The organism is Undibacterium sp. SXout20W (assembly GCF_049340285.1).
In the GTDB taxonomy this organism is placed as follows: Bacteria; Pseudomonadota; Gammaproteobacteria; order Burkholderiales; family Burkholderiaceae_D; genus Undibacterium.
Genome location: NZ_JBMPPH010000041.1, coordinates 17771 through 39396 on the forward strand (window position 1 = coordinate 17771; position 21626 = coordinate 39396).

Genomic DNA, 21626 nt, shown 5'->3' on the forward strand with positions numbered 1-21626 from the left:
AATTTAAGACTGCGTACGCAGCAAATTTTGATTTACAACAAAGTCTTGATATGCAATCTTCAAACCATCTTCGAGAGCCACAACTGGCTTCCAGCCTAAGTTTGAAATCCGGGTACTATCCATCCATTTTCTCGGCGTACCATCTGGCTTAGTTCTGTCAAACGCTATTTGACCGCTATACCCTACCACTTTGGCAATGGTATGCGCCAATTCCTCGATTGTCACATCAGCACCATAACCAACATTGATATGACTTTGCATTGGTTCGGTATAGCTATCGTAGGTAGATTTTTCAACAGTCATTACATGAATGCTAGCGGCTGCCATATCATCGACGAATAAAAATTCACGACGCGGGGTTCCCGTCCCCCAAATAACAACTGTCTCTGCATTAGTGCTTTTAGCCTCATGAAAGCGACGTATCAGAGCAGGAATAACATGACTGTTTTCAGAATGATAGTTATCGCCCGGGCCGTATAGATTCGTCGGCATGACGCTTCTATAGTCAACGCCGTGGCTGGTACCATACTGGCGATTATAGCTTTCACATAACTTGATACCCGCAATTTTTGCAATTGCATAAGGCTCATTCGTCGCTTCCAAAGTTCCTGTGAGGAGTGCATCCTCAGGCATAGGCTGTGGCGCCATTTTTGGATAGATACAACTGGAACCTAGAAACAATAATTTTTGAACACCAACAGAAAATGCTTCATGGATAATGTTGGCTTCCATCATCAGGTTCTGATAAATGAACTCGGCAGGAAACGCATTATTGGCATGGATACCGCCAACCTTTGCAGCAGCAAGATAAACCTGAGCAGGTTTTTCTTGCGCAAAGAAATCTCTTACTTGTGCCTGATTGGTCAAATCGAGTTCTGTGTGAGTACGGGTCACAATATTAGTGTAACCTTGACTTTGAAGGTGTCGCACAATAGAAGAGCCTACCATTCCTCTGTGCCCTGCAACATAAATTTTCTCTTGTTTATTCATAAGTAAGATGCACTTGTCCGGCCATAGGTATCTTCAAAACGCACGATATCATCCTCACCCAAATAGCTTCCGGACTGCACTTCGATAATTTCCAGCGGAATTGCGCCAGGATTCTTTAAGCGATGAACCTCACCGAGAGGGATATAAGTAGACTGATTTTCGGTCAACAGAATCACTTTTTCGCCACACGTAACTTCTGCAGTGCCTTTAACTACGATCCAATGTTCCGCGCGGTGGTGATGTTTTTGCAGACTTAAGCTCGCACCTGGCTTGACGTTGATACGCTTTACTTTGAAGCGATCTTCTTCATCAATGCTGTCGTACCAGCCCCATGGGCGATGGACTTTTCTGTGTAACGCATGCTCACCACGCTCACTTTTCTCTAATATCGAGACGATTTTTTTGACGTGCTGACTTTGACTACGATCCGCCACTAAAACGGCATCTGCGGTTTCCACAATCACAAGATTATCAACACCTACCGCGCTCACTAAACGGCTGGATGCGTAAATTAAACTGTTGGTAGTATCTGCCTGGAATGTATCACCTTGCATGACGTTGCCATTGGTGTCTTGTGCGCCAACTTGCCATACTGCGTCCCACGCACCAAGATCATTCCAGCCAGCGGCCAGTGGCACCATGTTGATCGTGACGTCTGAACCAGGGCATTTTTCCATAACGGCATAATCAATTGATTCGCTTGGTATCTCTGCAAAAGCTGCTTTGGTTGGACGAATAAATTGGGCATCAGACGTGCGGTCTTGCCAAGATTGTTGTGTTGTGGTGGCGATATCAGGACGGAATTGCTGCAGTGCTTTGAGCCATGTACTAGCGCGCAAGACGAACATGCCGCTATTCCAGCAGTAGTTGCCGCTATCTACATATTGTTGTGCGGTTGTCGCGTCTGGTTTTTCTGCGAATTGGGCAACGCTGTATTCGCCAAAAGTTTTTACGTCGCCTTGGTGTTTGATGTAGCCATAGCCAGTTTCTGGCAAAGTTGGAGTGATACCTAAGATGATAATGGCGCCATCTGCAGCTGCACGTACACTTTGTTGCAAGGCTACTGTGAAAGCTGCTTGATCAGTGATGGTTTGATCGGCAGGTGTCACGACCAAAATAGGATCTTCGCCCTGCTCTATCGCACGCAAGGCTGCCAGAGTCAATGCCGGAGCGGTATTGCGAGCGACGGGCTCGAGCAATAAAGTCGCCTTGATTGTTTTTAGCTCTCGCAATTGGTCGAGAGCTAAAAAACGATGCTCTTCATTGGTGACAACCAGGGACTCGTCAAGCGCAATATCTTGGCTAGCGATGGCATTGATACGTTCTAATGCTTGCTGAAACAAACTCGTGGTGCCGGATAACACCAAAAACTGCTTAGGAAAACCAGAGCGTGATAAAGGCCACAAACGCGTACCTGAGCCGCCACACAAAATCACCGGAGATACTTTCAACATTCGATTTACCCTTCTTTATCTTATCGTTTTACTTCTAATTCATTTCTGATTTACTTCTGACCGCAGAGACTCAATCAATGATCGCAGATGTTCGTATTCATGCATTTTTTTTTGCAGAAAACGGGCGGTAATTTCGCTCTTTTCTATGATGCCTTTGGGGGTTAATAAATAGGCATAAGCCAGTTTATTTTTACTCCCCTGAAAATTCTGCATTTTAAGCCAACCTTTATCCAGCAACGCTTTTAAGCAGTAATTCGCCTTACCTAAACTCACCCCAAGTGCGCTTGCGATTTCTCGCTGCGACATTTGTGGGTTTGCTTCCAGCAGGCGCATCACTTCAAGATAGGCATCTTCATCATCAATTTGTCTGCGATACATGCTTGCTTGAGTTCTTTTATCTATCTTTAATTAAGTCAATAAATCAATTCATAAGACCGATACAGCTCCACCTCATAACCAATTGAGGTCGAACCAAAGCAGCAGCCTCCGTATTTTAACTGCTTTATTGACCGCAAAATAAAAAAGCGTTCAATGAATGAACGCGCAGTATAGCATGTTTTTATGTTGTTTTATTTGCCATACTTTTTATTCTTTTTCATTTTAGAACTCGTATATGACAAAGGTATGAATCAGGCCTAGCTTCCGAGGCAAAATTGGCCTATGGGCCGCTAATCAAAGCGTAAATTGGGTCGGCTCGCTTATTTGCTGGTTCATTTATTAACAAAAAATCTAGCGTAAATAGCAATCAAACCCACTTTTCATTTACTTCGCCTGCACCTGCTCACTTGTCTTACCAAAACGACGTTCCCTTTTTTGGAAAGAATCAATGGCTTCATCTAAAGCCTTTACACCAAAATCAGGCCAGAACGTGTCGGTAAAATAAAATTCTGAGTAAGCCAATTGCCACAACAAGAAGTTAGATACCCTGGCTTCGCCACCAGTACGTATTAGCATGTCAGGATCTGGCGCATAGGCCATGGCGAGGTTGGCGCTGAGCTGATCTTCGGTAATATCCTCTTGCTTTACACCAGCAGCGACTAGTTTATTGCAGGCATTAAGAACATCCCAGCGACCGCCGTAGTTGGCACAGATGGTCAGGGTTAAGCCTGTATTCGTGGCGGTTTCTGATTCTGCGGTTTGCACTAAAGCTTGCAAATCTTTATCGAATTTACTGAGGTCACCGATGACTTTGAGGCGAATATTGTTTTCGCCCATTTTACGAATTTCACCGATCAGAACTTTTCTGAAAAGTTGCATGAGCAACGAGACTTCATCGGGGGGGCGACGCCAGTTTTCAGAGCTGAAGGCAAATAAGGTCAGATATTCAATTCCACGATTGACACAAGCTTCGACGACCTTATTGACAGTTTTGACACCTTTGGCATGACCAGCAAATCGCGGCATAAAGCGCTTTGTTGCCCATCGACCGTTGCCATCCATAATGATGGCAATGTGACGTGGCATTCCATTGTTGCCAGCAGCAGACGCGGTGTTATTTTTACTCATATTCTCGTTATCTTATTTTTTCCTGGCGCAACTAAAGGGAACTTGCTGGCACCATGTGCACTTTATTTCAAGTCCCGGATAACTGAGCGGATACAACTTTGACCATGCACAATTTGCACAGCCTCCCATTTTATAATTAAAACAATCCGTTGAAAATAAGTTTTATTAAGTATTTTATAACATTAATTAAAATAAGTCGTAATTACAACCGCCCTTTGCATTTGTGCTCAGAATTTCATCAGCATATCGCGCAGTGGAGTTTTTTGAGAATTTTCTAATGATTTCAATGAATTATTTAAATAAAACTAATGAACTCGAGTGTCTATGTAGTTTTTATGCAAAATAAACCAGCCCATTGGATCAAGAATTTCCAAGTTGCAAAGCGGCGTTCAAACCACTGACACGGCGAGTTCTGATACTCAACGCGGTCTGCCATATATGGTTGACTGGACTTACTAAGGTAAAATGTGTTCTGGCACGCGTAATCCCGGTATAAATCAATTCCCTTGTCAACACTGGCGACATCTCCGGCGGCAACACCAACACAGTATGAGAAAACTCGGAACCTTGCGATTTATGAACCGTCATCGCATAGGCCGTTTCGATATATCGAAGACGCGATGCCAAAATACTACGCAAGTTATCGCCATCCAAAAAATAAACGCGTATTGGTTTGCTACGATCGATATTAGGTAATGCCACGCCAATGTCGCCATTGAAAACACCACTATTGTAGTCATTGCGTGTCACCATAACAGGGCGACCGACATACCACTCGCTATCCCGTTTGATAAGGCCTAGTTCTTGCAAACCATGTTCTATTGCCTGGTTTAAACCATTGACGCCCCCGTCGCCGTCCTTAACTGTACATAATATGCGGAAGGTATCAAACGCACGTAACACTGCTTTTACCCACTGATTAAAATGATCCGTCAATTCGCCTGCGAGGTGCTCCGTTTGAATGGTAGCTGGAGTTGGTATTTGCTGTAATAACTCCAAGTAGCATTTATAGCCGCCTTCCGCGCCGACTCGTCCTTGAATGGCTAACTGCAATAGCTGTGAATGTCTCGCATGTTCCATCCATCGCAAAATCTCACCGTCAGCTCTTAGACAAGCATTGGCTGCATCGGCATTACCCTGATTGACGGCGGCGGCTAACGTCCCAATCGGGCCGCTAAAGCGCCGGCTCTTGCGCAACATGACGGTTTGTTGCGCCAAAGCCCCTGCAGCGCCTGCATATTGCTCAGGAACAATTTGCCCTGATGCCCTTTGAACATAGTCGATGCTAAATTTAGTGTAGCCCCCCTTATCCGCATCACCACATAAGTCACCCAACACTGCGCCGGCCTCTACTGACGCGAGTTGATCTTTATCACCTAACAGCACCAAAACGGTATTTGCAGACAATGCACTTAACAATGAAGCCATCATTTCCAGATGGATCATCGATGCTTCATCAACAATCAGAATGTCCACATCCAATAGATTGCCAGCATGGTGCCTGAAACTACGCGTATCAGCGCGTGCCCCGAGCAGGCTATGCAAAGTACGGGCAGCGCCAATGCGTGCGGCTAACTCTTTTAATGGTAAAGTGTTGCCTAATTTTGGCGCCAGATCGTTCAATGCGTTGTCGATCGATTGCTTTAAGCGTGCAGCAGCTTTACCAGTAGGTGCGGCCAGTGCTACGCGTAGGCGATCCGGTTGGCGATTCAGTGCAAACATTAAAGCGATCAAACGTGCAACAGTGTACGTTTTTCCGGTTCCCGGGCCACCTGTGATAATTGCGAGATGACTTCTCACCGCGATAGCACAGGCAAGTTTTTGCCAATCGGGTTCAACGTCTTCGTCGGCTCTTGGATGCGCTGTTGCATCTTCAGATTGGGCATTGACTACGCCAAATAATAAATCTAGCCAGTGACGAATTTGAGTTTCATTCACTTCAATGGTGTCGGCAGCTCTGGCGTTGATCTCTCTCGCTACCTGGGTTTCATCCTTCCAATAACGGCGCAAATACAAGCGATGATCTTGCAATACAAGGGCTTGATGTTGATCTTCATCTTTGTAAGCAGAAAACAAGTCAACCTCAGAACGACCAGCAGAACGCTGCCGTACAAGATCATCCACCAACTGATGAGCGACAAAAATATGTTCGCCTGAACCCAATGCTGCGGCCCATTTCTGCGCAGTGAGAGGAAATGAAAACTCCGTAGAAATCTTCTGCCATGTGGTGGCATCCCATTCCAACACTGAACAAGGATCTTGGACGAAAACATCCAGATCGAGGCAAATATGGCCGCGCGCCTCAATCTCGGTCAGTACCGCAGCACAAAAAATCTGTGTCGTGTCCGACATGCCACGTTCGATCATGAAGCGTGAAAATGCAATAGCCAGGCGACGCAAATGCGTTCCTTCAACCAAGGCTTGTAGTGCAATAAGTAAATCCGCTGACGTCTTCATTAGTTACCTGATTTTTGAATACTGCTTTGTTCATGACCGCGCATTAATTCATCCAACTCTGTCAAGATTTCAACCGTCGCTGACAGGTGATAACATCCGTGCGTTTTGTCATTCTCAAGTCCGCGTAGAAAGAAAAATACGGCACCTCCCAGATGTATTTCGGGATCATAAGCTTCGCCCAATCTTGTCTTTAGCAATCGATGGAGCGCCAGCATATAGATGGCGCCTTGCACGTCATAGCGATGCGCCGCCATCGCTGATGTCAATGCATCTTTGTGATAGCCCGTGTCATCAGTCGCAACTGAATTTGATTTGTAATCCAATACCCAATATTTTCCTTGGTGTTCGATCACCAGATCTGCAAATCCCATCAACAAACCATCCAAGCTTTTATCACTGAGAGTTTGTCTTGCCACGCCATCTAAAAAATACTCCTGACAAAGGGCATCGAGTTTTTGCGTGGGTGTTGTCGAACACGGAAACCAAAATTCCATTTCTGGAATCACTCTATCAATGTTCATCAAACTTGCACCGATTGGTAATAAAGAGGTACTAACAATCTTTTCTAACCATTCTGCTGTATCGACGAAATGATTATCCCAGCCAGCACGTGCGCAGCGCTTGTTTAAGCGCGAATGAAAATGTTCATCGGTAATAAAGCTAAATCCTTCATTCGCCAGCCACTCTAGTTGCTCATGCATAAATTGCCCAGGTACAGCACCTCGCGGAAAACGATGCCATGCTGAGTTCTGCGATGGATGAACGACGACTGCTTCATCATCTTCAAACAACTTATTATCTTCAAGTCTCGCAACTGAAAACGTTTGATTGAGATTGCGTACGATTGCGGAAAAACTGGACACAGACCAATTTTTTTCAAAATGTGCTTCATAAGGTGAAAATGGAATTAACTCAGAATTTTGCTTTTTCTCAACGTACTTGGTACATGCAGCATCATTGTCCAACTCTCGAAGTTCAATCGCATCGCACTGACCGCGTAATTGATTCAAAGCGTCCTGCAATTGTTCTATTTCTATAGCGTTCCCACCGTTGAGTAAATATCCGAATGCTGATTCATGTAGCTTTTTTTGATGTGAGGAGATCCCCAGCCACAAGCCATGAGAAGCACGTGTCAGTGCGACATACAATAAACGAAGTTCTTCTTCTATACGTGCTCGGTCAACTGCCTCTAAAGCTTCGTCAGAAAGCTTAAGATCAATAATTTGATTGCCGTGGTCATCGGTGTACTTAAAAAAACTTCGTTGACGACGTTGGGTGACTTTGGCAGAGCTGGCAAAAGGTAGGAATACCAAAGGGTATTCCAAACCTTTGGATTTATGAACTGTAATCACCTTCACTAAGTCGGCGTCACTTTCCAGGCGCAAGATATGGTCATCGCCGCCATCCGTATCATCAGCGATTTGTTCCGCAAACCAACGTATTAATGCCCGTTCGCCATCAAGTTGTTCCGTGGCACTCTCTAGCAGTTCGGCCAAATGCAACAGATTCGTTAAGCTGCGCTCCCCGCTAATTGCTTGCAATAACTTTTCGGGTAATGACAAATCATGAATGAAACGCCGGATAGCAGCCAAAACTCCTTGACGTTGCCAAATGAGATGCCAATCTTTTAATTGCTCTAAGCGCGTTTCCCAAGCAATATCGTCGGATGCGAGTTGAACCAATTGCGCTAAACTCAGCATCGCGGTTTTAGTAGCAAACGCTGCGCGTCCTAATTCAATATCAAGGGGATCAGCAAAGGCTTGCAACCAACGCAATAGATCTTGCGCTTCTTCACTTTTGAGTACCGAATCTTTGTCGGATAAATAGACACTGGCAATGTTGCGTTCTTGCAGGGCTTTACGGATAGCAGCTGCTTCATTGCGATCTTTGACGAGGATAGCAATATCCGCTGGCTTTAATTTTTTAAAGCTTGTGACCGACTTAAATCCCGCCTCTGCAGCGTTTAATTGTTCAGCGATGTATTCGGCGCAATGATGGGCAAAAAATGCTTGGGCTTCGTCTTTGGTTGAAACTGCGTTATCTGTGAAAAATAATTGCAGTGGCTTTGCAATGCGGCTTGACTTGGTAACGGAATTAAATTCAATGAACGTCGAGTCCAATCCATTTGCTTTCACTGCCTCAAACGGAACTGGATTCGCGGCGCCGTTACGAAAACGAAAGACTCCTGCAGCGTGAGCACTGGTTTGATAGCCCGATTGTGTCTCCGCATACAAAAATAATTGGTTCACCGCCGCAACGAGATTTGATGAGGATCGAAAATTCGTTCCAAGTAAATAATGGCGTCCTTCGGTCGCTTTTCGGGCTGCCAGATAGCTATAGATGTCGGCGCCGCGAAAACCATAAATAGACTGCTTCGGATCACCAATCAAAAACAAACCTATATCGCGTCGATTTTCGTTGACGCGATACAACGCATCAAAAATCGAATATTGGTCTGGTGAAGTGTCCTGAAACTCATCAATCAATGCGACAGGATACTGAATGATCATGCGCTCTCGCATAGCTGCACTGTTTGCACCAGAAGTGCCGGATAAGGCCTCCTTGAGCCTATGCAGCATATCCTTGAAACCAAACTGCTTTTGTTGTAATTTCAGTTCGTTGATGCGCGCAGCAACGCTCGCAACTGCATGCCGGCAGATACTGTGCGCAATTGGTTCAATGGTTTCTAACGTTGCTTGTAGTGGCAAAATACGTTCAAAGATCTCGGGCACGGTCACCACATAGCCTTTATTGCAGGCGGCAATTAAAGCATCGGGTTGAAACTTTTCTACTATTTTTTTGAAATCCTGCGGGAACACCAGCGATGGATCGAGTGCCCAATTTTTTAAGGCGTCTAACCATTTTTGTACATTGGCAGGTTTTAATTTAACTGCACTAAATTGCTTTGGTGCGCTCTCTTGCTGTTGTTGAAACCATGCCGTCATCTGATCGGCAATTTGTAACCAATCATGTTTAAGGTGCTGTAGCTGCTTGATTTGCTCCGCCTGCGCTTGCGAAATTAACGCCGCTAATGAGACATTTGTATTTGCTGACATTAAATCGGCGTGAGGCAGTAGATTACCCAATGCATCTTGCAGGGCATAAACATCGTTCCAGCTTTGGCTAACCAACTGCAAGGCTTGCGCGCCAAGTGGATATACCTGTTGCCGCCAGTAATCGCGTACTGCATTTTCAACAACGCCTGATTCATTGCTGAGTAACTCTTCGTCAAAGAGGCAGCCACTATCAAACGCGTGTTCACGCAGCATTCTTTGACACCACGCATCAATCGTAAAAATTGCCGCCTCATCCATCGCATCGGCGGCCATACTCAGTTTATAAGCTGCTTGTTGACGCTGTTGATACTCTGGATAGCTGTTTAAAAGCTCATCCAGAAATGGATCAGCGACCTGCGAACTATCCGCTGCACAAGTACGAAAATATGTTGCTGCTGTTGAGAGTCGTTGACGTATGCGATCAGTCAATTCCCTGGTTGCCGCACGAGTGAAGGTCATGACCAAAATTTCTGACGGATGTAAATTGCGCTCAAAAGCGTTGTCACCGCCATGCCCAAGCACCAGGCGGAGATAAAGCGCAGCAATTGTCCAAGTTTTACCTGTGCCGGCACTTGCCTCGATCAAACGCGACCCGTGGAGCGGAAAGCTAATTGGTTGCAGAGTTTGGCTCATACATTCACTCCAGACTCGAATAAATTTTCATCGTTAGACTGAATCACTTGTATCTGCAATTGTTTCACCCAATCGCACAATGGCTCGTACAATGCACGTGCACTCGTCTCCCATTGCGGATGTTGGTTTAGCTCTTCAAAATCTGACCAGACACGCGCGAGGTACGGATTACTGACCTCGCCTGTTTGATTGAACCCACCCTCATAAATCTGGCGAGGATTTTTATCAGCGATAAAAGCGAGTGCAGTTTTACACGGACTAGGGTAAATATGATCGAGCCCTTGTTTCCATAAATCAATTAGACGCGCTAAAACCTCACGAGCTTGGTGAGTATCTAACGGCGGCATCACAATCACCGCATCTCGGGCTACCAGATAGCTGGTAATCGACAATCCCGAATGGGCCGCAGCCAGTTGTTTAACCCATGCGTCAATAAATTTGTCCGCACGAATCTCACCCTTAGCATCTAACACTCTGCTGGCGGTTTGAAGCGCGCAAATAATTTCATTGCTATTGCGATGCTGATGAAGCCGATCAAGCCAATCAGACAAAATTATCCCATGGTGCTCAAATAGAATCGGTAACTTCTCGGCGGCGTATGGGTATTGCTGGAGCAGGTTCAAATATGCAATACGAATCGGCGCTAATTCAGCGACTAATTTTTCCTGAAAATAACGACCGCTCAGGCCAATCGGAAAATTTCCTTCTCTCGCTAAGGCATTGGCTTTTTTTCGTAAATTTTCTGAAACTTCGTCGATTGCTTCATCAGCTGTTTCAGAGATCAATAGTCGTTCCGCAAAGGTATATTCAGTCAATCCATCGATAGCAAACGGTTCCTCGTCTTCACCTGTCAGATGGCTATTATTAAAATTCACTCCCAGGCGTTTTTGAAAAAAATAGGCGACGGGTTGTCGAATGAAACGAGCTAATTCACTGAGCTTTAATCGGAAATCAGAATCAATCTCAAAAGGGGAAATCTGTTCATCCGTTATTCGCTGTGGTTGCCCTTCGGAGATCGGGGAGCGATTTTTCTCTGCGCTAGCGCGATTTTTCTTCTGCTGAAGAAGATGCATGCCATGTGCCGCGCCCCACTCTGTTGCGTACGTCAGCGGACGCCTTGGTGAAGTATAAAAATATTTTTCACTAAATGGTTGCAGAGGATATGCTGTCGTGTGTTCAGCTAAATCTACCTTCCAACCAGACCGTAAATAATCCTGTAACTGAGAAATCAATACAGATGGAGGCTGCTCGGTATTATCGCGAATATTATGCCCTACCCAACTTATGTACAAGGTATCGCGCGCAGACAATAAGGCTTCTAACATTAAATAACGATCATCGTCACGGCGGGAACGGTCTCCGGGTCTTGCCATTCCTTGCAAAGTCAATAAATCAAAATCAACTTGCGGCGCACGCCGGGGAAAATCGCCCTCATTCATACCTAGCAGACAAACAACTCTATATGGCATCGAGCGCATTGGCATGAAAGTACAAAAAGTCACACCGCCAGAAATAAATCGTTGATTCAAACTAGCTTCATCCAGACTGCCTAACCATGCTTCCCGGAACACCGCTAAGGGAACAGACTCAATAAAATTGGCTTGCTCGCATAGTTCGGCCCACGATGCTAAAGCTTCATAAAGCCGACGTAATAAAATGCGGTCATTCTCGGTGTCAGCAACAAAAAAAGCGGATAGAAACTCTCGGCCTATTTCATTCCACTTTTCTGGCAAATAAGATGCCAACAAGCGAGATCGCCAATCGATGAGGCGAGTAATGAATTCAGCTAAGGAACCTGCGAGACCCGCATCTAATCCACCAATTTCTGGATAGGGCTCAATACCTTGGTACTCGGAAGAATCGCCTACTGCATAGCCCAGCAACATGCGTTGCATGCCAAATATCCAGGAATTTTGCGTTCCGGACGCACCTAATCCCAAACTACTTCTATGTGCCTGGTCCAAGCCCCAGCGTACGCCGGCGCCTTGTATCCAATGTTTAAGCTTAGGCAAATCATCTTCAGTTAAACCAAAGCTTGTTGCCAAAGCGGGCACATCTAACAAATCGCAGATTTCACTCTGCAAACATCGTTGTTGAGGTAGCCGCAACAACCAATCGATCGCCAGCAATAAAGAATTATTTTTGCGATCTGAAGCATCCGCAATTTCAAATGGAATATAGCGCGGATCCTGCCGCTTGTATTGACCAAATACCGCCCGTATCGACGCTGAGAACGAAGCTATATCGGGCACCATCACCACAATATCTTTGGGTTGCAATTGCTTTTTTTGTTCAGTGGCTAACATGGTCAATAATCTGTCATGCAAAATTTCAACTTCTCGCTGTGCACTATGCGCTACGTGACATTGAATAGACTGATCATCAGGAGAAATGTCGTTTTGCACATGCTCATGCAAAGGTAGCAAGTCCCGTATGGCATTTTGCACCTGACCTAACAGATGCGGGCCTGTGTCGTCAGAGAACAGATCTATTTTGAGACTAGAAAATGTCAAACGTGTCTGCTCGGCTTGATCAAACTCATCAAGCATCCGAATAAAATCACGCCCTAATTTTCCCCAACCTGACAATAGTGGATTGCTGTATGCATGCAATTCCTCTAGCGGAATGGAAGACAAATCCGTTTTTTTGCGATTTTTTTGACGTTTAAACTGAGATTTTAAGAGCTCACGGCCATCGATAATATCGCCCCAATAAAATTTGCAAGGGTTGGGAACAGCCAAAATCACTTGGGTGTGCACTGAGAGCGCGGATAATGCTTCCAAGGTTTGCCGCGGCAAAGCAGAAACGCCGAACACGACAACTCGTCGCGGCAGTGAGGATTTTGGCTGTTGTCCGCTGCGTATGGCCTCAATAAAACGTTGATGGACATTGACTCGTCCCAGATTTCTTTCATGCTCTGGAATATCCTGCAAAATTGCGCGCCACAATTTTGCCTGCCAAAGTTGATCTGAAGTTAGCTGGGATGGCTCACCAGCAGCACGATTAAGTTGATTGCGATCTTGGCTCCAGTCAACTAACCAATCCGTACGATACATTTGATACAAATCGATCAGATCCGCGAGGCGAGCCGCCAATTGCAAGCGTCTGTCAGCATCACCATTTGCTAAATAAATTTTTAATGGTGCATAATCGACATCACTCGTCAGCTCTGGTAAAAGCCTCATCAATCTCCAGGTTAATGGTGATTTATCAAGAAATGAGCTCGATGGTATCTGACTTTTCCCTAGCATGTTTCTATAAACCATCCACAAGAAACGCCCTGGTAGTTCAATACGATTTGCTGCACAAATGCCAGTGTTTTCAGCTAAAGCAATTTTCAACCATTCAGCCACACCATTTGATTGGACGAGAAATATGTCTTTCTCTAGTGGATCGAGGGGGTATTGACCTATCCACTCAAAAACCGCTGCCTGTAATTCTTCTAATTGATTGCCGTGCAAAATAATCAGACCTGGTTTTATGGCTAGCGACATGTTTAGCTCGATATAGATGAAAGACACATTCGCTACTAAGTAAACCGCAACGACATTCTGTCTATGAAACGGCGTAGTTCACGAATACGTAAAAACAATATTGTGACATATATTAGTGAATAATTAACAAATTACAGCTACACTTTACTAGCGCTAACGAAGTCCTCGAAATGACTTATCCACCCGATTGGTTATCTCCGCAGGTGGGATCGCTATTCAGTTCGCAAATTCGTGCCCTGCCAAGAAAGTTCACCTTTATTCTTTTTGTTTTTTCGCGGAGCGTGAATGTAACCGTGCCCGCCAGCGGTTGTTCACTACTTGTGTTGCTACGGCTACGGCCATTTCCTGTATAAGAAATATATGGCTGAGATCCATCAGTAAAATTATGACTAATTAATAAATCGCCAGTCAGCGCAGCATGTGAGAAAATAATCTCTTCACCATTACCATCAGCACCAACGGCACTATTGCCAGAAGGTCTAATAACAACACGCCATCCTGACTTCCAACTTTTTCCATCATTACTTACCATGCTGACTTGAGATCCTCGCTTAATTGCCTCCGATCGAGTTAAATTAATTGTGGCGTAAAATTCAGTCACAGTTGTTTTTAGTTTTTGCGTTTCGATCATTTGACTAAAACCAGGCAATGCTAAAGTCATTAAAATAACCATTATGCTCAGACAGACCAGCATCTCGGTCAGGGTTAAACCAATCATAAAACGCTGAAAGGGGCGATATTTATTCATGGCTACCAGCATAAATCTTTAGATGCAGAGCCTGAAAAAGACTTAATGCCGGTGCTTGTGATCGAGAATTTTCCGCATTCAATATCTTGAAAATTTCTATCCACATTTGCGGAGCCTGGTACGGCGACAATCTCGACGCAATACTGAATGGCGCTATCCTTGCACGCAACGGCATTCAACTCATAACTACTTTTATGCGGACTGTCAGCGGAGTGCCAAGAAAAGGCTGACGCATTCGGATCTGTCGACGATTTACCAAATTCAGTATAACTATTATTTTGGGTAAAAAATCTTTCCTCCTGTTGCATGGCTTTAAACAAAGCGCCTTTCGCCTCGACACGTTTTGCCTTTTTGATACTCACACTATAAGTGGTCAATGCCAAAGTAGACAAAATACCCACGACAGCAATGGTTACCAGCAATTCAATTAAACTAAAACCTGCAAGTTTCCTGATCTTCATGATGTTTCCTTGAGGATTTCCTTTCATAAATTGTCTTAGCGTTTAGCGATACCCCTTCGTCGCATTTGCCTACAAAAAAGTAAGAAAAAAAAGGGCAGTAAAATCGCAGGCGAGATTTTTTAAAGACACTGAGATCGACATTATTTATTTGTTGTTAGCGCGGCTTTACGCAGTTCTTGATAATTTTGTATTTCGACCCAGCTCAATCGGCCAGCACGCGTCACGACATCCGGCATTGAAATAAGCTCGGTTCCTGTTGGCCCCTGATTTCGTTGGAGGTATTTGGTAGTAATACGGCGTGCTCCGGTAGCATTGCGTTCACTTACACTTGTACTACTATTGATTAGGGTAGGAGCACTGATTAATCCGACTGTCGACATTTCACCGGTTTCGATAGCGCTCAATCCAGATAACACGTCAAACGTATATTTTCTTCCACTACCCATTGAGCAAGATTCGCCATTTAATAACATTGTATTAAAGCTGTAGGTTGTGCCTGCTATAGATCCTGGTAGAGAATGGTGAATTCTTTCACCCGTTAGTTGTGAATTTGGAAAATCTAAATACCATCCTTTACTGCTGTTCGACCTCACCCCATAAGTGAAAACTTTTCCGGAAATGATATAAGCTTTACCGGACGCTGTTGCAATACGTTGAGCAAGTTGACTTCGACCTGTTACCACGTCAGCGTTATAAGTTGTGTCGAGAATAGCGTAGTAAGAATTTGGAACGTAATTGGCTGGAATAACGTCACTGGCATCTAGATATTTACCTGTCCCAAACAGCAATATGAAGCCGCCACCCGGGGCAAAAACGATTTGTGGTTGTACTGTAATTGGTTGCGTCTTTCCGTTTGCTGCTCTCGCTGTAAAAATGAGAGTTGGGCTATGTGGCAAGTTGGAAAAATTACCTTCAAAAAAAGAAAACCGCCATAAATTGCCTTGTAAATCACCGACATAAACATTACTAACCTCGCCATCCCCCCCAAAAGTAACATTAGGAGCACCTAAACCGTTAGCCTGGGTAACGTCCTTGATCGGGGTCTTATATTTAAAATAATTTACGTTCAACACCCACGGTTCATTAGGTAGCTTATCAAGTGAGACTAAAAATATTGCGCCTTGCCCGTTGCTATTTGCGTTAGATTTAGGATCATAATTATTGTATCCGCTTGAGACGATGACAAAGGTGCCGTAGAGTGGATTACTTGCGCTTCCTCCTATTCTGAATTTTGCTATCAGTGGGCTAGAAACAATATTTCCCATGTCAATATCTGTTTTATCAGTAAACTCCCATAATGCTCCTGCGCCCGAGGAAAAATCTGCTGGGTCGGTAACATCTAATGCAAAAATGCCCTTTGAACCGCCTCCCATGCCAGAAATAAGTACAGTCTTCCATGTACCATTAACTAACGTATCCCTGATAGTCATTTTGCCGTCAACATACGATTGATGTGTATAGTAGGGGTCAGTTAACGCAGGTAATTTCGGAATTAGCGCGTTGGGTGTATAAGCAAAAAGCTCAGTCCCGTTGTCAGCATCAAACGCATGTAAGAAACCGTCATTAGCGCCGACATAGATCGCTTTTTTCCTGCCTACATTTTCACTATAAAATATGGAATATCCATTAGTAGAATGGTTCTTAGCAGGTGCACCGTAATACGTCGGCGTACTATTGATGATGTCACCTAAGATGCTGTCACGCATTCGAAATTTACCAGGGGAAGTGAGATTTCCGTTTAATACATTCTCCATACTACGGTCACCACGGAGATAATTAATACGCTCTGCAGCCAAATTATCTGCGACACCACTCTGCGGATTGATATTGAAAGTTACTTGATCTTCAACGCTAAAGTTAGCACCTCCCATCCAAATGAAAGGCACAGTTTTGAGCGTTCCATCCGCATTTATTTTTGATGTGTATATATTCCGCTTTTCTGGTGTTGGGAAAGGCGAAAGTCTGGTTGTCGCATCGCCACTTAAGATTTGGCCAGCATTCCATATGTTATCTGAGCCTATATTTGTCGCACTCTTTTTAAATAAATACCCTGACCATCGTTCGGACGAAAAACCTGGTTCGTAAATATAGGGATTATCACTTGCGGCTGTCGACGAAATACCTACGCCTGCCAATGTTCCGCCTGAAGAAATTACCGATTGGAAAATTCTGTTAATCGCATCCATCATCTTTCTGGGATTACTTGCCAAGAAAAAATTATCCGGATCAATTTGATTAATACTGGCCCATTCAGTATTGCTATTAACGACTACTTTACCGTCGCTTGCTGTGGTTTTAAATGGATTTTTATCACCATTTCTATCGTTGAAGCCACCATATTTTGCAGCCAGATATAATTGAGAAAGACGCGGAGCGGTATTTAGCCTGCTAATGTTATCCATCGAGCCATTTCCGTTTTCATCAACGTCAATGGTAAAAGTCTTCACCCGAACAGGCTTATCGAGGCGAATATCATTTGTATTTGCCCAGTAAGCTATTCCCGCAAGAAAAAAAGTGCCATCTATTGATCCCGTATAGGACGAGCTCATATTTGCGAGCGACGGTATAGGCGAAGAGTTACCGAATGCACTACCTGATTCCATTGCTGCGACAAGATCAGTTTGAACCTTGACATCAAATGCTGGAAACTTAGGATTTCCTTTCCCGTCAGAAATGGCAATATCCGCAGGGCGCTTAGGCCGATTTGCCCCGTTGAGGGTGGAGCCAGGAATATAGGTATCTTCGTGCGTATTTGAATCACCTATCGCAATGATGTAATTTCGCTGGCAAGCTGCTTCAATTGGATCTGTCCATTTCGATACAACCTGAAAATCATCCTTCATTGCAATGGTCATACCTGAAGTGCTTGCAGAAGTAGCTAAATTGCCTTGTAAATATCGAATACTTTCGAAATACAGCTCACTTAGTGGGTCAAAGGTTTTATAGTTGCCACTACGCCCAAATTTGTTGAGGTAATTGACCACGCCACTGTTACCGCTTACATCATTCTCAGGATTAGTATAAAAAATACCGGTTAGAGGATCCCATTCAGGACGATCGTTAGGCTCGGCTGAAAAACCGCTCAATGATCGATACTGATTTTCCCCAACGTACTTCAAAGGCGCCCGCAACACCCCGCCATAACGTGTATTTGCATTATCCATGAGATAACCAAACGCGCCATAGCGTACCGAATTTTGATTTCGCTGCATATTTCCAATCGGCTTATAAACACCGCTTGGATAGTGGCTACACAACTCCACTCTACTTACACTTTCAGAACTATCGCAAACTTGCACTCTAACCAAAAACTCCCCCAATAAACGATCTGTTACGTTAAGTAATTTGGCATCGTAAGAAGAGTTATTTGTGGGGTACGTACGAGAACTAATGCAAGAATTGATCGTATCTACGTCACTAAAAAAAATTTTATTTTCGCAATTCAAAACGTATAGTTTTGCAACCTTATAAGGTGTAACCATTTCCGGCGCACTCACTGTTAATGAGGCAGCTATGTACTTTCTTATAAAATAGTTTGAATTGTAGAAGTTTCCAGGCAGAAAAGCGCGTTGCAAAATGGTTTGGGAAGAAGTATCAACAATCCTGTCACCACCAGTTAACGACAACCTCAACATATCGATCGAGGATGCTGACACCCAATTCATAAAATTTCCACTAAAAGCAGATCCTCCACATTCAAAATGTGCGTCGGCGTCTTTTACCGCATAAAAGTAGCCATTTTGCATATCTGACCAGCTCGCCAATTTGGTAGACTTACCATTCGAATCTGAAACATTAAGGCCACTATTATTAACAAGCGTAAAGCTTTTCAGACCACCATTCTGATAGCATTTTTTGCTATTAAAATATCCTAGATACTCGATATTTCGATTGTAGTCAGTTGCATTGTTGTAAGCGGCTTTGACGGTGGGAAACTCTACTGATAAATCTAGCAATAGATTGGGGTGGACGTTACCACTACCTATAAAAAGCGGGGTATCTGATAGCATGACCAATGGTGGAGCCGCACTGGAAATCATTGATACTGATATCAAGAAAATCGCGGCAAGATGGTTCAATCGAACTACATTTGAGAATAACGTCAATAACTGATATAGAAGAATCTTCATGTTGATTGAGCTGCCTTTCGATACACACTTTGTAACACGACTTGGGTCTCTGGACTGGCACCAAACCCAATTGCGGTAACACGGAATACATATTTTGTTTTCTCATCTGCTCGCTGCCCAGCATCAACGTCGGGAATAGCTTCAATAACATAGCGAGGTAATTTGCACGGAAAGAATGCCATACCTGTGATCATAGTTTGCCCAGTGAAATGACCAAATTTGACACCTACCCCTGCGCCTTTATCAGAAGCTATATCTGCACTTAACCAAATAGGCAAGGCTCCACTAGATGCTGGCAAACACAACCCTTGATAGAGATTACCGTCGCCCTTTCCGCAACCGTCTTCGAAATATAAATTTGATGAGGCGTCAAACAAGAAACTTCTCCCGGTGGAGGATTGAGCTTGGGTATCAATGTCCATTTCAGCATCTTTTAATGCAGCCTCAGCAGAAGTTAAGGCGATTTGTCGATCACGGTCTCCTCTTGCAGCTTTTTCCCCTTGCAACGCTAAGTTTGCTAAAGAAATACTAAGCATTAGCACAACAACTAGCATCAGCAGCGAGATAACCAAGGAGACTCCACGCTGGGCTGGGAAGTGCAATATTTTTCGCGTTATCTTGCCTTGTTTGATAAATAAGTTTTTCATTTCTTTCAACTCGGCGCCTGACAAGTTCCACGGATTGGATCTATCGGGCAGTTGTTTCTCAACACGATTGTTGAAGCAAATATTTTGCGCAATCGATTGCGCCGTGCTGCAGAAATTTCAACTTCGCTAACTGTTGTACCTCTATCGAATGAGGATGCTATTGCGGCATATTCATCTCCAAACAAGTTATATGTTTTTGTAGCACTTTCATGTCGAGAAACCTCGCCTCCACTAATTAACATCGCAATCTTTACTTCCGTTACTTTTTTCCAAAAAGTTTTACGATTTAGATCAGCTTTCAGCTCAGCCGAAGTGATACCTACTAATTCTAAATTAGCATCAAGTGCATTTATGGCACTGGCATTTAGAAATTTGTTCGCGCTTCCGTTAGTTGGATTACTCGTATCAACACCATATAAAACCTGAAAAGACTCGACGCCTTTTACGATTGCTTGAGCACTCCAACCCATTGCGCCACTTTTTGAATTTATCGACTGGTATTTACAAAATAATTCAGGTTCTCTATTTGCGTTATATGCAACGTAATAGATGCTCCAACCACGATCCTCATCGGCGGTATCAGATGAAGATGGTGCAGGCACTGAGAATCCAGCACAATTAGTTATTGTCCCATCACCGCTACCAATACCACCGCGTCCAAAAAATCTAATCCCAAGAAGGTCGCTTGAATTTATCGAAGAATTACTAGGCGAAGATATATCGTCCGCAGTCGGGCTGACGGCGCTTCCATCCATTCCAACGATGTCAGCGCTAGCGCTAGAGGGCGTGATTTGTGGGGAATTATTAAAATCGTAGTTGACGTAACCCGCTTGCCTTAAGGACCTGGCAACATTATCTAATGCAAAACTTGCTGATTCTTGAATATCGAGATGATCAGATTGGGTCAAAAAAGAACTTTTTGTCGATATTATAAGTGCTGTCCCTATGAGTAAAACCAACAATCCTAAGGCTAGCGATATCATCAGCTCAATCAAGCCGATACCTACTTGATTTTGGATAGTTGGAATTAATTTATCACTTTGCAAGAAGCCAGTATTCATAATTACCTAACGTAAGATTCAACACTGATTGCGAAATTCGGTGATTCTTGTACTCTTTTCTCTACAAAAGTACCATCCGGATTTTTGACGGTCCAACCTATCTTTATTACGAATCCAGCATTGGAAGCAGAAGAACAGCCCCACGTAAGCTGCTTGCCTGAACCAGGTGAAGCCGCACTATCTCTGCACACAAGAACGCGTGCTCCTGGTAACGATTTCTTTACGCGTACAAGCCACTCGTAAATATCTGCTTTGGCGAGTTCAGTTGAACTGCAGCTTGCGGCAGTCGAATAGCAAAGCGTTGGTATTGGGGGATTGCCATCCGTTTGGGAGTTATATTTGATTGTACTGAAGACGTTAGCGCCATCTGCTAGCTTCATCTGTGCGTCACTTGATCGCATTTTTTCTGCTAACTCGTTTGAGAGGGCAACAGCCACGGAGTGAAATGCGCTTTGCTGAGCAGTGCGGAGAGAGGCTAATTGGAGACCAACCGCACCCATGGCACCAATTGATAAAATGAATAGAGAAATTAAAACTTCTAGCATTGAGAAGCCTTTTGCCCGAATGGTAAGCAGTTCCAGATTCATACAATGTTATTTTACGCTTCATTATGTTACTTAACGATACGTAGTATAACTAAAATGAAGGAGAAGCTCAGTTAATTTCACCCTGAAATGTGTAAGAGTTTATTACGCTCAAAATCAAAAAAGTTAATTCGAAATACTTTATAGAACGCGTGATATTTTGAAGACGTATTGATATGAAGAGAGATGGAAGTATCTCGATATTGTCTGTCAGGTTACGATTGCAGCACGAGGTAGCCGCCCAACAAATCAAATGTCGATGTACAATTTTCGAGCGCAAAAGCAAAACCCCTCACTGTTTTCACAGGGAGGGGTAGCAATAGGGAGCCTGACGATAACCTACTTTCACACTGGTTGCAGCACTATCATTGGCGCAGAGTCGTTTCACGGTCCTGTTCGGGATGG

The 21626-nt window shown here is 44.1% G+C and carries 13 protein-coding genes; all 13 read right to left on the minus strand.

Translation table 11 applies throughout. From position 1 onward, the window contains the following. Positions 1 to 3: 3 nt before the first annotated feature. Positions 4 to 990, minus strand: coding sequence for a GDP-L-fucose synthase (gene fcl / locus ACO0K1_RS16515; protein WP_423027689.1), 987 nt, complete (start codon positions 988 to 990; stop codon positions 4 to 6). Then, entirely contained in the window at positions 987 to 2444 is a 1458-nt protein-coding gene (locus tag ACO0K1_RS16520) for a mannose-1-phosphate guanylyltransferase/mannose-6-phosphate isomerase (protein ID WP_423027691.1), read from the minus strand. Before ACO0K1_RS16520 ends, fcl begins: the two co-directional genes overlap by 4 nt. A gap of 39 nt (positions 2445 to 2483) precedes the next feature. Further along, entirely contained in the window at positions 2484 to 2822 is a 339-nt protein-coding gene (locus ACO0K1_RS16525; RefSeq protein ID WP_423027693.1) for a MarR family EPS-associated transcriptional regulator, read from the minus strand. Positions 2823 to 3206: 384 nt separating this feature from the next. After that, positions 3207 to 3950, minus strand: coding sequence for an isoprenyl transferase (locus ACO0K1_RS16530; protein WP_423027695.1), 744 nt, complete (start codon positions 3948 to 3950; stop codon positions 3207 to 3209). A gap of 360 nt (positions 3951 to 4310) precedes the next feature. Next, on the minus strand, positions 4311 to 6407 hold the full coding sequence (gene recD / locus ACO0K1_RS16535; protein ID WP_423027697.1) for an exodeoxyribonuclease V subunit alpha: 2097 nt from the start codon (positions 6405 to 6407) through the stop codon (positions 4311 to 4313). Beyond that, on the minus strand, positions 6407 to 10096 hold the full coding sequence (gene recB / locus ACO0K1_RS16540; protein ID WP_423027699.1) for an exodeoxyribonuclease V subunit beta: 3690 nt from the start codon (positions 10094 to 10096) through the stop codon (positions 6407 to 6409). The genes recD and recB overlap by 1 nt, the downstream gene beginning before the upstream one ends. Further along, the gene (gene recC, locus ACO0K1_RS16545; protein ID WP_423027701.1) at positions 10093 to 13590 is read right to left on the minus strand and encodes an exodeoxyribonuclease V subunit gamma; all 3498 of its coding nucleotides are present in this window, start codon (positions 13588 to 13590) and stop codon (positions 10093 to 10095) included. The genes recB and recC overlap by 4 nt, the downstream gene beginning before the upstream one ends. 175 nt (positions 13591 to 13765) lie before the next feature. Further along, entirely contained in the window at positions 13766 to 14338 is a 573-nt protein-coding gene (locus tag ACO0K1_RS16550) for a GspH/FimT family pseudopilin (protein ID WP_423027703.1), read from the minus strand. Between the two features lie 2 nt (positions 14339 to 14340). Continuing rightward, a complete protein-coding gene (locus ACO0K1_RS16555) occupies positions 14341 to 14799 on the minus strand; it encodes a type IV pilin protein (RefSeq protein ID WP_423027705.1) in 459 nt (152 codons plus the stop codon). 140 nt (positions 14800 to 14939) lie between these two features. Further along, a complete protein-coding gene (locus tag ACO0K1_RS16560; RefSeq protein WP_423027707.1) occupies positions 14940 to 18929 on the minus strand; it encodes a pilus assembly protein in 3990 nt (1329 codons plus the stop codon). Continuing rightward, a complete protein-coding gene (locus ACO0K1_RS16565; RefSeq protein ID WP_423027709.1) occupies positions 18926 to 19576 on the minus strand; it encodes a pilus assembly PilX family protein in 651 nt (216 codons plus the stop codon). The genes ACO0K1_RS16560 and ACO0K1_RS16565 overlap by 4 nt, the downstream gene beginning before the upstream one ends. 5 nt (positions 19577 to 19581) lie before the next feature. Further along, positions 19582 to 20637: a PilW family protein gene (locus ACO0K1_RS16570; RefSeq protein WP_423027711.1), complete on the minus strand. Its 1056-nt coding sequence runs from the start codon at positions 20635 to 20637 to the stop codon at positions 19582 to 19584. A gap of 2 nt (positions 20638 to 20639) precedes the next feature. After that, positions 20640 to 21224, minus strand: a complete 585-nt coding sequence (pilV, locus tag ACO0K1_RS16575) for a type IV pilus modification protein PilV (RefSeq protein WP_423027713.1) — start codon at positions 21222 to 21224, stop codon at positions 20640 to 20642. Between the last annotated feature and the right edge of the window lie 402 nt (positions 21225 to 21626).

Excerpts from the sequence above, each read along its gene's own strand:
- fcl (WP_423027689.1), bottom strand. The coding sequence starts at position 990 with ATGAATAAACAAGAGAAAATTTATGTTGCAGGGCACAGAGGAATGGTA.
- ACO0K1_RS16520 (WP_423027691.1), bottom strand. The coding sequence starts at position 2,444 with ATGTTGAAAGTATCTCCGGTGATTTTGTGTGGCGGCTCAGGTACGCGT.
- ACO0K1_RS16525 (WP_423027693.1), bottom strand. The coding sequence starts at position 2,822 with ATGTATCGCAGACAAATTGATGATGAAGATGCCTATCTTGAAGTGATG.
- ACO0K1_RS16530 (WP_423027695.1), bottom strand. The coding sequence starts at position 3,950 with ATGAGTAAAAATAACACCGCGTCTGCTGCTGGCAACAATGGAATGCCA.
- recD (WP_423027697.1), bottom strand. The coding sequence starts at position 6,407 with ATGAAGACGTCAGCGGATTTACTTATTGCACTACAAGCCTTGGTTGAA.
- recB (WP_423027699.1), bottom strand. The coding sequence starts at position 10,096 with ATGAGCCAAACTCTGCAACCAATTAGCTTTCCGCTCCACGGGTCGCGT.
- recC (WP_423027701.1), bottom strand. The coding sequence starts at position 13,590 with ATGTCGCTAGCCATAAAACCAGGTCTGATTATTTTGCACGGCAATCAA.
- ACO0K1_RS16550 (WP_423027703.1), bottom strand. The coding sequence starts at position 14,338 with ATGAATAAATATCGCCCCTTTCAGCGTTTTATGATTGGTTTAACCCTG.
- ACO0K1_RS16555 (WP_423027705.1), bottom strand. The coding sequence starts at position 14,799 with ATGAAGATCAGGAAACTTGCAGGTTTTAGTTTAATTGAATTGCTGGTA.
- ACO0K1_RS16560 (WP_423027707.1), bottom strand. The coding sequence starts at position 18,929 with ATGAAGATTCTTCTATATCAGTTATTGACGTTATTCTCAAATGTAGTT.
- ACO0K1_RS16565 (WP_423027709.1), bottom strand. The coding sequence starts at position 19,576 with ATGAAAAACTTATTTATCAAACAAGGCAAGATAACGCGAAAAATATTG.
- ACO0K1_RS16570 (WP_423027711.1), bottom strand. The coding sequence starts at position 20,637 with ATGAATACTGGCTTCTTGCAAAGTGATAAATTAATTCCAACTATCCAA.
- pilV (WP_423027713.1), bottom strand. The coding sequence starts at position 21,224 with ATGAATCTGGAACTGCTTACCATTCGGGCAAAAGGCTTCTCAATGCTA.